The following is a 16,686-nucleotide window of genomic DNA, read 5'->3' as shown; positions in this document are numbered from 1 at the left end:
TCTATTTATATATGTTCGTGTTAACACTATAATAAATACTATAAAAGAGAGGAGTCCGATATGAAGTCATATATTCAACACCACATCGATACATTTAAAGAAAATAATAGAAATAAGGGGCGTCTACTAGTCAAATGCCCCGACCAACCCGGCATCGTGTCAGCCATATCCCTGTACTTAGGTGAACACGATGCTAATATCATCGAGTCCAATCAATACACAACTGATCCAGAGAATGGGATCTTCTTTCTCCGTATGGAGTTTGAGTGCCCGAACTTGCAGGAAAAGAGAAAAAAGCTTGAGAAGCAATTTTTAGAGGTTGCTTATAAATTTTCTATGGAATGGGAAATCAATTTTCTCTATGATGTCAAAAAGGCCGCCATTTTTGTATCAAAAGAACTGCATTGTTTACGAGAGCTGTTACTGGAGTGGCAGAGTGGAGACCTTATGACAGATGTTGTTCTCGTAGTTAGTAATCATGAAGAATGCCGCGAGATTGTTGAATCCTTTAATATTCCTTTCTATTATATACCTGCAAATAAGGATATTCGTAAAGAGGTAGAAGCAAAGCAATTGCAGCTATTAAAAGATTACGAGGTAGACCTGATCGTGCTGGCTCGTTATATGCAAATCTTAACTCCGGAATTTGTTCGCGCCCATCAAGCTCAAATTATTAACATCCATCATTCCTTCTTACCGGCCTTTGTTGGAGCAAACCCGCATAAGCGTGCTTTTGAGCGAGGGGTGAAGCTAATAGGGGCCACTGCACATTATGTGACAAATGATTTGGATGAAGGCCCTATCATTGAACAAGATATTATTCGAGTTGATCATCGTGATACAGTAGAGGATTTGAAGAAAAAAGGTCGGTCTGTTGAGCGCAGCGTCCTGGCTCGTGGCGTGAAATGGGCAATAGAGGATCGTTTAATTGTCCATGAGAACAAGACAATTGTTTTGTGAATGAGGGGGTTAGAAAAGGAGAGGCTTTAGGCCGTTCTCCTTTTCTTTACTTAAGTGGTTGCTAACGGTTTAAGAAATCATAGTTGGATGTCATGTTTTACAAGCAAGTCTGATAGGGTGGGCCGCATATGACCATCCCTGCCTACAGTATGTCGTGCCGTAATTAAAGCATTCAGTATAGCCTCCTCAGTGGCTTCACCAACGGCTCGAAACGGGAGATCGATATCCTCCTCATGAATCGTAGGAATGGACAAACAATGATTTGGTTTTTCGTGAGGGATTTTCGTTGCTGTTGAAAATCCGATGACAATATCACCACTTCCATTCGAAATGTTTGAACCTGTACGAGATAATCCTGTTACGGTACGCTTGATCATTCGATTAAGCTGTCTTTCCGAGACGGGAAGGTCTGTTGCAACAATTATCATAACCGATCCTTTATCCTTTTCCTCTGGAAGGCGAAGGAGAGCTTCGCGCAACTCCATGCCTAGAGTCCTTCCATTAATCGTTAAGTCGCTTAACATACCGAAATTCGCCAATACTAAAACCCCTATCGTATAGGTTCCGTGCTCAAGTTCAATTTTTCGCGAAGCGGTTCCGACTCCCCCTTTTAGCGAGTAGCAAAGCATTCCTGCTCCTGCCCCAGCAGCCCCTTCCTCAAATTCGGAGGTGGCTGAATCTAATGCTGTCAAAACGTGGTGCTTCTCTACAAATTGAGCACGAATATCATTAAGGTACATATCATTACATTCACCAATTACGGGGTTAATTGTTCCAGTCGTTCTGCCGATCTCCGGATTTTCTGCCATCATATATTCTGTCAGTGCCAAGGAAGCTGTACTGGTATTGAACGTATTCGTTAAAATAATTGGCGTTTCAATTGTACCTAGTTCTTCTACTTGAATCGTCCCCATGGTTTTACCAAAGCCGTTAATCACATGACTTGAGGCGATCAGTTTCTCTTTAAACAGATTCCCTTGGTGAGGGATAATGGCTGTCACTCCTGTCTGCATCCCTTCGTTACTTAGCGTGACATGGCCCACCGTAACTCCTTCAACATCCGTAATTGAATTTAGTCTGCCCGGTTGCAATTGGCCGACTTCCACATCATAATCTCGTATTCTCCTTTGTTTTCGCATTGTACATGACCACTCCTAATTTCTGCTTCTTACTATTATTATTTCGGTACGTTGTCAAAACAACCCTTTTAAACTGAAATATATGCTTAATTTCGTTTCTTTCAAAAAAATTTCAAAAAAATTTCCGAAGAATTTTGATTGCGCTTACATTTTAGAGGTTCATATTCGAGGTCAATAAAGACAGGAGTTTTGTAAAGGTGTAATTAATTGTAATATTCAGATAAATATGTTGGAATTGGCGTTTTAAGCGTCCCTTCCTAGTGAATACAGATTATTTTCATGCTATACTAATAAAAAACTTTAAAAGACAGAATTTTAACTTTTTTACAATGAATAGATGAGGGGGACCTGTTATGCAAAAAAATGGCTATCCTATTCCGCAAGGGTTATATCATCCTGACTTTGAACATGAAGCTTGCGGGATCGGCATGATCGCAAACATAGATGGGACAAAATCACATAGTATTGTTGAAAATGCAGTAACAATCCTATGTAACCTGGAACACCGGGGAGGCCAAGCTGCTGATGTAAGTACAGGGGACGGAGCGGGAATACTAACGCAAATTCCTCACTACTTTTTTAAGAAACAATGTGAAAAAGAAGATATAGAGCTGCCTGCAGAAGGCGAATATGGTGTGGGAATGTTATTTCTCCCATACGATCACGATACACGAATGAAGTGTAAGGAAATCTTTGAAGATATTGTAAAGGAAGAGGGACAAACTTTCCTTGGCTGGCGTACCGTACCCGTTAACGATTCCTTTGTAGGTAATGACGCTAAAAAGACAAAACCGTTTATTCGTCAGGCATTTGTTGCGCCTAGTGAAGGCATTAAAGACAGAATGGAATTTGAGCGCAGACTTTATATTATCCGCAAGCGCGCTGAGATGATGATTGCAAAGATGGAAGGCTTTGATGACTTTTATTTATGCAGCTTGTCAACGAGCACGATTGTTTACAAGGGAATGCTCGTACCTGAACAACTAGATTCCTTTTATATTGATTTGAACCACCCTGATTTCAAAACGGCTCTTGCTTTAGTACATTCACGCTTCAGCACAAATACGTTCCCTAGTTGGAAACGTTCCCACCCGAACCGTTTTACGATTCATAATGGTGAATTTAATACGTTAAGAGGTAATGTGAACTGGATGCGGGCTCGTCAGGAACTTTGCGAATCGGAATACTTCAATGAAGAAGACCTCCAAAAGTTGCTGCCTGTTATTGATTCGAATGGCAGTGATTCCTCGATGTTCGATAATGCGTTTGAATTCCTTTATTTATCTGGACGATCACTTGCTCATACGGCAATGATGATGGTACCTGAGCCTTGGTCAAATGATGATACGATCCATCCGGAGAAGAAGGATTTCTATGAATACCATAGTTGCTTAATGGAGCCATGGGACGGACCTGCTGCTCTTGCTTATACAGATGGAAAGCAAATCGGAGCTTGTTTAGACCGGAATGGTTTACGCCCGGCCCGTTATTATGTAACGAAGGATGGCATGATTGTCCTTGGATCCGAAGTTGGCGCGTTAGACATTTTCGCTGACGATATTGCATATAAAGATAGACTTCATCCTGGGAAAATGCTTCTTGTTGATTTGGAAAAAGGGAAGATTATTCCTGATGAAGACATTAAACTGGAGATTTCTGGTGAAAAACCTTATAGAGAATGGTTAGAAGAGTACAAGTGGGACCTGGAAGATTTACCTGAGCCTATGCATCACCCAAGTACGCGAATTGAAAATTTGATTGATCATCAACTGGCTTTTGGTTATACAACCGAGGAACTAAATAAAATATTGATTCCACTTGTTTCAGATGGAAAAGACCCCGTTGGGTCAATGGGCTATGATTCTCCACTCGCCGTTCTTTCCAAAAAGCCTCAGCTTTTATACAGCTACTTTAAACAGCTTTTTGCCCAAGTGACGAACCCGCCGATTGATGCGATCCGTGAAAAGATCATAACAATGGTTGAGACCACGATTGGCGCAGAAGGGAACTTAGTGAACCCACAGCCAGAATCGTGTAGAAAAATAAAGTTAGAAACGCCGATCTTAACAAACCCCGAATTAGATAAGCTGCGTCAACAAAAACTTGAAGGCTTTCAAACAGAAACACTTTCGATTCTGTTTAATACTGCAAATCAATCTGATCAGATGGAGCATGCACTTGATGCTTTGTTTAAACAGGCTGATCAAGCGATTGAAAAAGGTACGACCTTACTCATTTTATCTGATCGGGGGATTGATGAGAACCACGCAGCAATGCCGGCATTGCTAGCTGTATCAGGTTTGCACCATCATTTAATTCGTCAAGGAACGAGAACGAAGGTGAGTTTGCTGGTTGAGTCAGGCGAGCCGCGTGAGGTGCACCATTTTGCTACGCTTCTTGGTTATGGGGCAGAAGGAATCAATCCGTATTTAGCGTATGAATCGTTAGATGCGCTCATCGAAAAGGGAGATATCGCGGTTGCTTCATTAGATGAAGCAGTGGATCGTTACATTCACTCTGTTACGGATGGGGTTATAAAAGTCCTTTCGAAAATGGGAATATCAACAATCCAAAGTTACCGTGGAGCACAAATCTTTGAAGCAGTGGGGATCCACACTGATGTGATTGACAAGTATTTCACACGAACGGCATCTCGTCTTGGCGGAATTGGCTTAGATATTATTGAAAAAGAAGTACGCATGCGCCATGAACGCGGATTTAGTAAACAAAGACTCAGCGGGAAAACACTTGATGCAGGGGATGAGTTCCAATATCGAGCAGATGGAGAAGATCATCAGTATAATCCTAAAACGATCCATACCCTTCAGCATGCATGCCGTACGAATAATTACAACCTTTTTAAAGACTATTCGAAACTGCTAACAGACGAAACGAGCAACTTGCAATCACTGCGTGGACTTATTTCCTTTAAGGAACGGAGGCCTATTCCTCTTGAAGAGGTAGAGTCTGTAGAAGAGATTACAAGAAGGTTCAAAACAGGTGCAATGTCTTACGGATCAATCAGCGAGGAAGCTCACGAGGCCCTTGCGATTGCAATGAACCGTGTCGGCGGGCGCAGTAATACAGGAGAAGGCGGAGAAAATCCTGACCGTTTTACTCCAGATGAGAATGGTGATTCGCGCCGAAGTTCGATTAAGCAAGTGGCATCAGGACGCTTCGGAGTAAACAGCCACTATCTTGTGAATGCGGATGAGATTCAAATTAAAATTGCCCAAGGTGCGAAGCCAGGCGAGGGCGGACACCTCCCAGGGAAGAAAGTTTACCCATGGATTGCAGAAGTACGCGGATCCACACCTGGTGTAGAACTGATTTCACCACCGCCACACCACGATATTTATTCGATTGAGGATTTAGCTGAGCTGATTCATAACTTGAAAAACGCCAACCCTAGAGCACGTGTAAGCGTAAAGCTCGTCTCGGCTGTTGGAGTAGGAACGATAGCCGCCGGTGTAGCCAAAGGCCGAGCGGATCTCGTGCTAATTAGCGGTTATGATGGCGGAACAGGTGCGGCTCCTAGAACGAGTCTTAAACACACGGGGCTGCCATGGGAAATTGGTTTAGCCGAAACCCACCAAACCTTGATGCTTAACCGTTTGCGGGATCGTATCGTCGTTGAAACGGACGGGAAAATGATGACAGGACGTGACATTGTTGTCGCGACCCTTCTAGGTGCTGAGGAATATGGCTTCTCTACGGCTCCACTCGTTGTACTTGGCTGTGTAATGATGCGCGTTTGTCATCTCGACACATGCCCCGTAGGTGTAGCTACCCAAAACCCTGAGCTTAGGAAAAAGTTCGGCGGCGATCCCGAGCATGTCGCAAACTTCATGCGTTTTATTGCCCAGGAAGCACGTGAGCTTATGGCAGAACTTGGGTTTAGAACAATTAATGAAATGATTGGAAGATCGGACGTACTGCAAGCCAATGAAGCGATTGATCATTGGAAGGCAAAAGGTGTAGATTTATCGGCCCTGCTTTACCAACCGGAAGTTTCTCCAGAAGTAGGCCATTATGCCATGTATGAGCAGGATCACGGCTTGGATAAGACAGTCGACCGTGAAGAACTCATCCCATTATGTAAAAAGGCGCTCGAAAACCAAGAGCCGGTTACAAGTACAGGATCGATCAGAAACATCCACCGTGTAACAGGAACCATTCTTGGTAGTGAGATTACTAGACGATACGGAGCGGCCGGCTTAAAAGAAGATACCATTCAATTGACGTTTAAAGGTTCGGCAGGACAGAGCTTCGGAGCCTTTATCCCGAGAGGAATGACATTGAGACTCGTTGGAGATGCCAATGACTATGTTGGAAAAGGCTTATCTGGCGGCAAGATCATCGTTCATCCTTCAAGGAAATCTACATTCCTCCCAGAAGAAAATACGATTATCGGGAATGTGTCACTCTATGGTGCTTCGGATGGTGAAGCCTATATCAACGGACTTGCTGGGGAACGTTTCTGTGTAAGAAATAGTGGTGCTGAAGTCGTTGTGGAAGGTGTTGGCGACCACGGCTGTGAATATATGACAGGTGGAAAGGTTGTTATCCTTGGAGGCACAGGCCGAAACTTCGGTGCTGGAATGTCCGGGGGTGTCGCCTACGTGATGGATGATTCAGAAGCAGCCTTCGAGAGAAAGTGTAATAAAGAGCTTGTGCACGTCCAGCAATTAACCGACCGGCAGGAAATCGAAGAATTACACGAACTAGTGAGAAAGCATGTACTTTACACGCACAGTCCAAAGGGACAACGTATTCTTGAAGATTGGGACGATATTGTACCGATGTTTAAACGTGTTATTCCAAAAGCATATCTAGAAGTACAAAATAGAATTAAAGTCTTGAAGCAAGAAGGATTAACCAAGTTTGATGCTGAAATGCAAGCATTTGAAGAAAGCAAACAAGAGAAGAAGCCTGTAGAAGCTTAAACCTATAGATAAGGAGGGGATACGATGGGGAAATCTACTGGATTTATGGAATATCAACGTCAGTCTCAAACTGAACGAGATCCGGCTGAACGGACAAAGGATTGGAAAGATTACACCATTCCTATGTCGGATGAAGAGGTTCAAAAACAGGGAGCACGCTGCATGGATTGCGGCGTCCCTACGTGTCATACAGGAATGGAGATCAATGGTTCGACAACAGGATGTCCCGTCTATCATTTAATCCCAGAGTGGAATGACCTTGTATATAAAGGACAGTGGAAAGAAGCTTTACAAAAAGAACATGAAATGAATAATTTTCCTGAGTTCACCGGCTTTGCCTGTCCTGCGCCATGTGAAGGAGCATGTGTACTCGGCATCAATGAGCCACCTGTTGCGATCCGTACAGTAGAACGTTCCATTATTGAAAAAGGGTTTGACGAAGGCTGGGTGCTACCAGAACCGCCTGCAAGCCGCACAGGTAAGAAGGTTGCGGTGGTCGGTTCAGGACCAGCAGGTTTGGCGGCAGCAGCTCAACTAAATAAAGCAGGACATACGGTAACTGTTTTTGAACGAAATGACCGTATAGGGGGCTTGCTGACGTATGGCATCCCTGAGATGAAGCTTCCTTATTCCGTCGTGGAGCGTCGTGTGAATATCTTAGAACAGGAAGGAATTAAATTCGTTACCAATACAGAAGTAGGACGGGATTATCCGGTCTCCCGCCTGCGTGAGGAGTTTGACTCTATTATTCTTTGTGGTGGAGCAACGATTCCAAGAAATATCGAGGCAGAGGGAAGAGGACTGAAAGGCATTCATTACGCAATGGATTTCCTTCATGCCAATACGAAGAGTTTACTAGATTCAAATCTTGAAGATGAAAATTACATTTCAGCAGAAGGGAAAGACGTCATTGTTATTGGCGGGGGGATACAGGTACGGACTGTATTTCAACATCTGTTCGCCACAATTGTAAGAGTCTAACACAGTTTGATATTTACGATAAGAAAATGGAAGACCGTGATGACCTTACAAACCCATGGCCTCAGTACCCGATCGTTCACCGTGTCGAATACGGACAAAAGGAAGCGGGATCCATATTTGGCCGTGACCCAAGAGCCTATTCAGTCATGACCAAGAAATTTGTTGGTGATGAGAATGGCCGTGTGAAGGAAGTCCACACCGTTAACGTGGAGCTAGTATTTGATGAAAAAGGGAATCGATCACGCAGAGAGATTCCTGGTACTGAAAAAGTCTGGAAAGCCGATCTGGTTCTATTAGCGATCGGATTCAGCGGACCTGAGCAGGACCTCATCGAAAAACTTGGAATTGAAACAGATGACCGTACAAATGTAAAAGCGGAATATGGAGAATATAGGACAAGCGAAGAAGGAATTTTCTCTGCTGGTGATATGCGTCGCGGTCAAAGCTTGATTGTTTGGGCAATCAATGAAGGAAGAGAATCTGCCCGTGAATGTGATCGTTATTTAATGGGAGAAACTGTCTTGCCATAGGATGCTGTTGATTCATAATTATTTTTGACCCACTCTATTTGAAGAGTGGGTTTTTTTATGATTCTATCTCCAAAAACTTCCACCTCAGGTCATCCATTTTATGGATGACCTGAGGTGGAAGTTTTTGGTTTTTTGTACTTGCACACAGAGTGAATTTTTTCAAGATTAAGAGTTTACTTCGTTTTATTATGGGTATTAGAAAATAGTAGTTACATTTTAATTTCTTAAGGAGGATTAGATGTATGAGCGACGACCACAAGGGAAGAAACAATAAAAAAAATAAACAACTGGAACAGTTTAGAGCAGATGATAGAGACAAGAAGATGACGACTGACCAAGGAGTTAAAGTGTCGGAGGACGAATTTTCCTTGAAAGCGGGAGAGCGTGGACCGACCCTTATGGAGGACTTCCACTTTCGCGAAAAGATGACACATTTTGACCATGAGCGAATTCCTGAAAGAGCTGTACATGCCCGCGGGTTTGCTGCCCATGGAGAATTTCAAGTCTATGAATCTATGAAGGAATATACCAAAGCAGGCTTTTTACAGGATCCATCAGTTAAAACTCCTGTTTTCGTTCGGTTCTCAACGGTAGCAGGTTCAAAAGGTTCTCCAGAAACCGCTCGTGATGCACGGGGCTTTGCTACAAAATTTTATACGGAAGAAGGAAATTATGATTTAGTTGGGAACAATATCCCTGTATTTTTCATCCAAGATGCGATTAAATTCCCGGATTTAGTTCATTCATTTAAGCCAGAACCTCATAACGGCATGCCTCAGGCGGCCACTGCCCATGATACGTTTTGGGATTTTGTCGCAAATAATCAAGAAGCTGCCCATATGGTGATGTGGACGATGTCAGATCGAGCAATTCCAAGAAGTTTCAGGATGATGGAAGGGTTCGGTGTGCACACATTCCGTTTTGTAAATGACAAAGGTGAGGCACATTTTGTGAAGTTCCATTGGAAGCCTGTGCTCGGAACACATTCTCTTGTATGGGATGAGGCACAAAAAATCGGCGGGAAAAATCCAGATTTCCATCGTGGAGATTTATATGGATCGATTGAAGCGGGTAATTATCCGGAATTTGAGCTTGGTGTCCAGATTATTAAAGAGGAGGATGAATTCAAATTCGACTTTGATATTCTTGATGCAACGAAGCTGTGGCCTGAAGAAGATGTACCTGTCAAAATCATTGGTAAGATGACGTTAAACCGTAATGTCGATAATGTTTTTGCCGAAACAGAACAAGTGGCATTCCACCCTGGAAATGTTGTGCCAGGTATAGATTTTTCAAATGACCCACTCCTGCAGGGACGTTTGTTTTCCTATACGGATACACAGTTGATTCGCCTTGGTGGGCCGAATTTCCATGAGCTGCCGATCAATAGACCTGTTTGTCCTTATCACAATAATCAGCGTGATGGCTATAGTCGTATGACGATTAATAAAGGACCAGTGAGCTACCATAATAATTCTCTCGCTAATAATACACCGGCGACTTCAACTGAAGACGAAGGTGGCTATGTTCATTACCAGGAAAAGGTGGAGGGGCGCAAGGTGAGAAGCCGCAGTGAGAGCTTTAAAGATCATTTTTCACAGGCTACCCTATTCTGGAACAGTATGAGTGAAACTGAGAAGAAACATATTATTTCCGGATTCAGTTTTGAGCTTGGAAAAGTGGGAAGCAAATCTGTGCAACAACAAAACGTTGATATGTTTGCTAATGTGAGCCTCGATCTGGCGAAAGCAATCGCAGATAACATTGGTGTCAATCCTCCACAGGGCGGAGGATCGGATGTTACAAAAACTTCTCCTGCGCTAAGTCAAGAAAATACGAAGAAAACCCCGTCGACTAGACAAGTAGCCGTTCTTATCTCTGAAGGGTTTGATGGAGCTGAGGTGTCCTCCGTGCTAGCTGCATTGAAGGTTGAAGGTGTTATTCCTGAAATCGTTAGCGATAAGCTAGGGATGGTGAAGGGATCAGATAACGCAGAGTTCAATGTGGACCACACCTTTTTGACGGCTGACTCGGTACTGTTTGATGCGGTCTATGTCGTTGGTGGCAATAGTGTGAGTCAAAAATTCCATCAGGATGCGATGTACTTTATTGATGAAGCATTTAAGCACTTTAAACCAATCGGAGCAACACATGAAGGGAAGAAGTGGTTGAAAAAGGCTGATCTAGAAAAAAGTCCAGGTGTTGTCCTCGGGGATGAAGATTCAAGTGAATTTGCGAAGGAATTTAGTGAGGCGGTTGCTGCTCATCGTTTCTGGGATCGTCAATTAGCTTAAAATTCGTATTTTAGAAAAGCAGCTTGGTGTTTGTCTATAAGGCAGGTCCAAGCTGCTTTTTATATGCATTCATTTAATGTGTTTACGTTGGAAGTTGGAAATCGATTCATATTCTTCTTCAAGCAAACGAGACAGGCGAATGTAAATAGGGAGAAGCTCTCTATAAACTCCTGTCGTCTTTTCGTCTGGCTTGTGTGTATGTGTGTGGCCGATCATGTCAGATACAATGCTGAAATCGTTAATCTCACCTGTAGCATACATGCCAAGTACAACAGCCCCCAGGCAAGAGCTCTCATAGCTTTCAGGGACAACCACAGGCTTATCAAAAATGTCGGTCATCATTTGTCTCCACATCTCTGATCGTGCAAAACCGCCAGTGGCTTGAATACGTTTTGGCTCACCAGTTAATTCTTCAAGAGCTAACAGAACGGTGTACAGATTATAGACGATTCCTTCCAAAACTGCACGAACCATGTGCTGCTTCTTGTGGTGAATACTTAACCCAAAGAAGGAACCACGGGCACTCGAGTTCCATAACGGAGCACGCTCTCCTGTAAGGAAGGGGTGGAAGATAAGGCCATCGGAGCCAGGCTCAATTGATGAAGCAATTTTTGTCAACACATCATAAGGATCGATCCCAAGGCGTTTGGCCGTTTCGACTTCAGAGGCTGCAAATTCGTCCCGCAGCCATCTTAGCACCATACCACCATTATTTACAGGACCTCCAATAATCCAGTGATCTTCTGTTAACGCATAACAAAAAATACGTCCTTTAGGATCTGTTCTGGGTTCACTTGAAACCGTACGGATTGCTCCGCTTGTGCCAATGGTTACGGCGATCACTCCAGGGTCAATCGCATTGACGCCGAGATTCGAAAGCACGCCGTCACTAGCCCCGATAATAAAGGGAATATGGTCAGACAATCCTAACAGCCGCTGATATTCTGATTTTAAGCCAGTTAAAGAGTGAGTTGTTGGCACAAGGGCAGATAGGTGGTTAGGCGTAATCCCTGTCAATTTCAAGGCCTCTTGGTCCCAATCCAGTGCTTCTAGATTAAACAATCCTGTTGCAGAAGCTATCGAGTAGTCGACAACATACTCATTAAATAATTTATAAAAGACGTACTCTTTAATGGAAATGAATTTAGCTGCTTTGGCAAAGATATCTGGTTCTTCTGCCTTTAGCCAAACTAATTTTGATAGAGGAGACATGGCGTGAATGGGTGTGCCTGTCCGCAAGTAAATCTCGTGTCCATTGTGGTTTTCTTTTATGTCTGTTGCATATTCGGCGCTTCGTGTATCTGCCCATGTAATGCTGTTTGTTAATAATGAGCCATATTCGTCAACTGCAATTAAACTGTGCATGGCTGAACTGAATGAAATGAATTGAATCTGACTTGTGGCTATTCCGCCTTTCTTAATAGCTTCCCGAATGGTTTCAAGTACAGCCTCAAAGATTTCATTTGGGTCCTGTTCGGCAACTAAAGGGTTCGGAGTATGCAGGGGATAGTTAATCGTATGTTGTGTAATGATTCCACCTTTTTTGTTAAAAAGAACTGACTTTGTACTTGTTGTACCAATGTCAACGCCTAAATAATACTGTGCGTTCATTCTATACCTCCTTTTGTATATGATTCCAATAAAAGAAAAAGGGCAGTTGCATCCCTGCCCAGTGTGTTCTTTCTATTTCTTAACGATGGCATGGCCGCCAAATTCATTACGTAAAGCAGCAACTACTTTTCCTGTGAACGTGTCATCCTCCAGTGAGCGATAACGCATCATTAACGATAAAGCGATAACGGGGGCAGCTACTTGGTGATCAAGGGCCGTTTCAACCGTCCATTTTCCTTCACCTGAGGAGTTCATTACACCTCTTATTTCATCGAGATTCGCATCTTTAGAAAAGGCTTGTTCTGTTAATTCCATTAACCATGAACGAATAACTGACCCGTGATTCCACACTTTAGCAACCTTTTCGTAGTCATAATCAAATTCACTTTTGTTAAGGATATCGAACCCTTCAGCAATCGACTGCATCATGCCATATTCAATGCCGTTGTGAATCATTTTCAAAAAGTGCCCACTGCCTGGTTTTCCAGTATAGAGGTAGCCATTCTCGATAGAAACAGCTTCAAAAAGCGGTTCGATATGCTTAAATTTATCGGGATGGCCACCTACCATTGTACAAGCACCATTCCTGGCTCCGTCTGTCCCCCCACTTGTCCCACAATCGAAGAAGTACATGCCTTTTTCTTTTAGGGTTTCTGCGTGTCTTAATGTTTCTTTATAATTGGAGTTTCCGCCGTCAATTAACATGTCCCCAGCTTCTAATTGGTTTGTCAATTCACTTATAACGTTTTCCGTTACATCACCTGCAGGAACCATCATCCACACGACGCGAGGGGTTGGCAGTTCACTGACAAGCTTGGCTAAAGAGTCTTGATAAGAGAACTGTTCATATGAGATTTTTTCTTGTACTGTTAAATCTGTATCGTACCCAACAACCTCATGACCATGATCCAATAAATTCAATGTTAAGTTTAAGCCCATTTTTCCTAGGCCTACCATGCCGACTTTCATATATATTCCTCCTTAGGGAAAAAGAATAATTTTTCATTATAAAATAAGTATATCAAAAATTTTTCCGTATTCAATTCATTTAAAAAAACTTTTTTTCTTATATAATACAAGTAGTAAGGAAAAGCGAGGGATCGAATGATGGAGAATGAAGCACAACATGGATTAGCGAGAATTAGAAGCAGCTATGGAAAATTTAGTGAAAAGGAAAAGAAAATAGCCGATTACATTCTCAATAACCCAGAAACAATTATTCACCACACGATTAACCAAGTTTCAGACGAGTTGGGGGTGGCGGAGTCAACAGTTTTCCGCTTTTGTAAACGCATTGGCTTTAAGGGGTATCAGGCCTTAAAAATTGCCCTTGCTGCAGAAATTGTGACACCCATAAAAGATATTCATGAAAAAATAAACGAAGGCGACAGTGTCTCTACGGTTTCTGAAAAAGTTTTTCGTTCGAATATAAAAACGCTTGAAAGCACCCTGCAGATTATTGATGGTACAGCGATAACAGAAGCGGTTAGCGCCATGTTAAAGGCTCGTAAAATTGACTTCTATGGTTGTGGGGGCTCTGCTGTAGTAGCATTGGATTGCTATCATAAATTTATTCGCAGTGGGCTCCTAGTGAGTGCACAACTTGAATCCCACATGCAGCTTATGTCTGCATCACAGCTTACGAAGGAGGATGTGGCTGTAGTAATTTCACATTCGGGATCAACAAAAGATACTCTAGATGTGATGCAAGTTTTGAAGGAGAACGAAGTGAAAACGATCTGCATTACCAACTTTGCGAAGTCACCGCTGACGAAGGAAGCGGATATTCCTCTTTATACGGTGGCAGAGGAGACTGATTTCCGTTCAGAAGCTTTTTCGTCACGAATCGCCCAATTGAGTATAATTGATGCTCTCTACACGAACGTGATGATAGCTAAAGAACAAGAGGGAAAGCAGGCATTGCAAGATATGCGTAAGGCCATGTCGTTAAAGCGACTATAAGAATTTTCAAGAGATGTAGGCCAGATTATACCGCTTTATGCAGGAAAAAGGTACGATTTTATATTGAATTGTTTCATAACGTGCATAATAAGGGAAAGGGAAATTAACTACAGCGAAAAGAGGGTGTTCTTATGCTACGAACAATATTAATGATAATTGGACTAATCGTGGTCATAGGCTTCATTATTTCATTGTTTTAACCTATTCATCTATAGTAAACCACCTCAGGTCATCCATAATCTGGATGACCTGAGGTGGGGAAAAATGTAAAAGGCCCTTGAAATGAAAATTTCGAGGGCCTTTTGCATTATCTTAGGTTGCTAGGAAACTCCGTCAGTGTAATTCCCCATACCAATGGAATAAGAAAATAAACGGCTATGGCTAATATGAAAATGGAAATGATGTTTAACCAAACTCCTGCCTTTGCCATGTCAGGAATTCTCAGATAGCCTGACCCAAATACTACCGCGTTTGGAGGCGTGGCCACTGGCAGCATAAATGCACATGATGCTGCTACTCCAGCACCAATCATTAAACTGTATGGATGTACATTAATCGCGACAGAAAGGGAGGCCATAATCGGGAACATCATCGTCGCTGTTGCTGTATTTGATGTAATTTCAGTTAAGAAAATAACTAATGCAATCACAGCCAGCAAGATTATGAAGAAGGATACACCTTCTAATACAGTTAACTGTTCTCCAATCCATTGAGCCAGACCAGAGTCTCTAAATCCAGCTGCAATAGCCAACCCACCACCAAAGAGTAAGAGGATACCCCAAGGCAGCTCCTTTGCTGTGTCCCAGTTCATTAGTGATTTCGCTTCCTTATGTCGGGCTGGAACAATAAATAAGACAATAGAGGCAGCTATCGCAATAACTGCATCGTCAATGCCCGGTACGAGGGGGGCAAGGATAAATGAACGTGAGATCCATGCTAAAGCAGTGATGACAAACACGGTCATTACTGCCTTTTCCTCATAACTCATGTTGCCTAGTGCTTTTCTTTCTTCGGAGATAACTTTACGTCCACCAGGTATTTCTCTTAGCTTCATAGGATAGGCAACCTTCACTAGGTACACCCAAGCAATAGCCATTAGAACAATCGCAATTGGTACACCAAACAACATCCAGCGGGCAAAGGAAATATCTATGCCATAAAGTTCATCAATGGTACCCGCAAAGATCGTATTTGGTGGCGTGCCGATTAATGTACCAAGTCCGCCAATTGAGGCAGAGTAGGCAATCCCCAGCATAAGAGCTTTACCAAAGTTGAAGTTTTCTTTAGATGTATCAATCGGGTCATTCTTAAGCGAGTCCGCCACTTGATAAATAATAGCCAGACCGATAGGGACCATCATCATTGCAGTAGCTGTATTTGAGATCCACATCGACAGAAACCCGGTAGCGACCATGAAACCAAGAATGATGCGCTCCGTATTTGTCCCGATCGCTGATATGATAGCAAGAGCGATTCGCTTATGTAGGTTCCAGCGTTCCATTGCAAGTGCAATAATAAATCCACCCATAAATAAGAAAATGGTATCAGAGCCGTAGGAAGAAGTCGTTGCGTCAAGATCTAGTCCTCCAGTGATCGGGAACAGCACGATAGGTAAAAGTGAAGTAACGGGAATAGGTATAGCTTCACTAATCCACCATGTCGCGATCCAAATGGTCGAGGCTAAAATAGCTTGTCCTTCACTTGATAAGGTTTCTGGATTGAAAAGGATCATCGTAAGAGCAAATAACAATGGACCAAGCCAAAGGCCGATTTTTTGCGCTGGTTTATAGTGGACTGGCGGCTCACCGCCCCCATTATCGTCTTCTTTTTGGTTTTTTTCTGCAAAAGAACTGCCTGTGTTTCCGCTTACAAAAAAGCTTAGCAGATCTTTTGCCTGCTGGTGGAGTTTCCACATATCATTCCACCAGTGGGAAAGTGCATATTTCATAGGTTGGCCTCCTTTTAGGTGTGTGAACTTTTAAACTATTACGAAATCGTCCGAATTTCAAGTGTTTTATACTAGGATATTTTTGTATATTATCCTCTCACTCCATTATAATGGATTCATAATAGTGTGTGTTCAAAAAGTTAACGAATGAGAACGTCGACAAAAAAACAACGTCATATACTGTGACAAAGTCGACACTAGCACGTTCCCTGTGCGTCGTAAGAAGCTCGAGGCGCAAACGTTTTGAGGGCCACAGCGTATGCCTTTCATACGTAAGGACCGGAAAAACTGAGCAACGAAGAAATTCACCTTTAA

General features: G+C 42.8%; 8 protein-coding genes and 1 pseudogene. 5 read left to right on the top strand and 4 right to left on the bottom strand.

Annotated elements, in window-relative coordinates; genetic code table 11:
* The first annotated feature begins 60 nt into the window (after positions 1 to 60).
* Complete coding sequence (purU, locus tag MUO14_RS10955; protein WP_244755251.1) at positions 61 to 960, top strand: formyltetrahydrofolate deformylase; 900 nt, start codon at positions 61 to 63, stop codon at positions 958 to 960.
* A 77-nt stretch (positions 961 to 1,037) separates the two neighbouring features.
* Here purU and MUO14_RS10950 read toward each other — a convergent pair whose 3' ends face one another.
* Positions 1,038 to 2,099, bottom strand: a complete 1,062-nt coding sequence (locus tag MUO14_RS10950) for a DmpA family aminopeptidase (RefSeq protein ID WP_244755250.1) — start codon at positions 2,097 to 2,099, stop codon at positions 1,038 to 1,040.
* 353 nt (positions 2,100 to 2,452) lie between these two features.
* Between MUO14_RS10950 and gltB the strand changes: the two genes are divergently transcribed.
* The 3 genes and pseudogenes from gltB to MUO14_RS10935 all read left to right on the top strand — a co-directional run bounded on the left by gltB (position 2,453) and on the right by MUO14_RS10935 (position 10,850).
* Positions 2,453 to 7,045, top strand: a complete 4,593-nt coding sequence (gene gltB / locus MUO14_RS10945) for a glutamate synthase large subunit (protein WP_244755249.1) — start codon at positions 2,453 to 2,455, stop codon at positions 7,043 to 7,045.
* A gap of 24 nt (positions 7,046 to 7,069) precedes the next feature.
* A pseudogene (locus tag MUO14_RS10940) lies at positions 7,070 to 8,556 on the top strand (glutamate synthase subunit beta).
* A 242-nt stretch (positions 8,557 to 8,798) separates the two neighbouring features.
* A complete protein-coding gene (locus MUO14_RS10935) occupies positions 8,799 to 10,850 on the top strand; it encodes a catalase (protein WP_244755248.1) in 2,052 nt (683 codons plus the stop codon).
* Between the two features lie 69 nt (positions 10,851 to 10,919).
* On the opposite strand, the gene gntK is transcribed toward MUO14_RS10935, so the two are convergent.
* Both gntK and gnd read right to left on the bottom strand, forming a co-directional pair.
* Entirely contained in the window at positions 10,920 to 12,461 is a 1,542-nt protein-coding gene (gene gntK, locus MUO14_RS10930; RefSeq protein ID WP_244755247.1) for a gluconokinase, read from the bottom strand.
* Positions 12,462 to 12,533: 72 nt separating this feature from the next.
* A complete protein-coding gene (gnd, locus tag MUO14_RS10925; protein WP_244755246.1) occupies positions 12,534 to 13,430 on the bottom strand; it encodes a phosphogluconate dehydrogenase (NAD(+)-dependent, decarboxylating) in 897 nt (298 codons plus the stop codon).
* A gap of 138 nt (positions 13,431 to 13,568) precedes the next feature.
* Here gnd and MUO14_RS10920 point away from each other — a divergent pair, with 138 nt between their 5' ends.
* Positions 13,569 to 14,423 carry a MurR/RpiR family transcriptional regulator gene (locus MUO14_RS10920; RefSeq protein WP_244755551.1) on the top strand — a complete coding sequence of 285 codons (855 nt, stop codon included), beginning with the start codon at positions 13,569 to 13,571 and terminating at the stop codon, positions 14,421 to 14,423.
* A 307-nt stretch (positions 14,424 to 14,730) separates the two neighbouring features.
* Here MUO14_RS10920 and MUO14_RS10915 read toward each other — a convergent pair whose 3' ends face one another.
* Positions 14,731 to 16,371, bottom strand: coding sequence for an SLC13 family permease (locus MUO14_RS10915; RefSeq protein ID WP_244755245.1), 1,641 nt, complete (start codon positions 16,369 to 16,371; stop codon positions 14,731 to 14,733).
* Between the last annotated feature and the right edge of the window lie 315 nt (positions 16,372 to 16,686).

It is taken from the genome of Halobacillus shinanisalinarum, assembly GCF_022919835.1.
Taxonomy (GTDB): domain Bacteria; phylum Bacillota; class Bacilli; order Bacillales; family Halobacillaceae; genus Halobacillus_A; species Halobacillus_A shinanisalinarum.
Note: the sequence above shows the minus strand (reverse complement) of the source record. Positions and strands in the feature narration are given on the sequence as shown.

Bases quoted from the DNA above. Each gene is read 5' to 3' on its own strand.
- purU (WP_244755251.1), top strand. From the start codon at position 61: ATGAAGTCATATATTCAACACCACATCGATACATTTAAAGAAAATAAT.
- MUO14_RS10950 (WP_244755250.1), bottom strand. From the start codon at position 2,099: ATGCGAAAACAAAGGAGAATACGAGATTATGATGTGGAAGTCGGCCAA.
- gltB (WP_244755249.1), top strand. From the start codon at position 2,453: ATGCAAAAAAATGGCTATCCTATTCCGCAAGGGTTATATCATCCTGAC.
- MUO14_RS10935 (WP_244755248.1), top strand. From the start codon at position 8,799: ATGAGCGACGACCACAAGGGAAGAAACAATAAAAAAAATAAACAACTG.
- gntK (WP_244755247.1), bottom strand. From the start codon at position 12,461: ATGAACGCACAGTATTATTTAGGCGTTGACATTGGTACAACAAGTACA.
- gnd (WP_244755246.1), bottom strand. From the start codon at position 13,430: ATGAAAGTCGGCATGGTAGGCCTAGGAAAAATGGGCTTAAACTTAACA.
- MUO14_RS10920 (WP_244755551.1), top strand. From the start codon at position 13,569: ATGGAGAATGAAGCACAACATGGATTAGCGAGAATTAGAAGCAGCTAT.
- MUO14_RS10915 (WP_244755245.1), bottom strand. From the start codon at position 16,371: ATGAAATATGCACTTTCCCACTGGTGGAATGATATGTGGAAACTCCAC.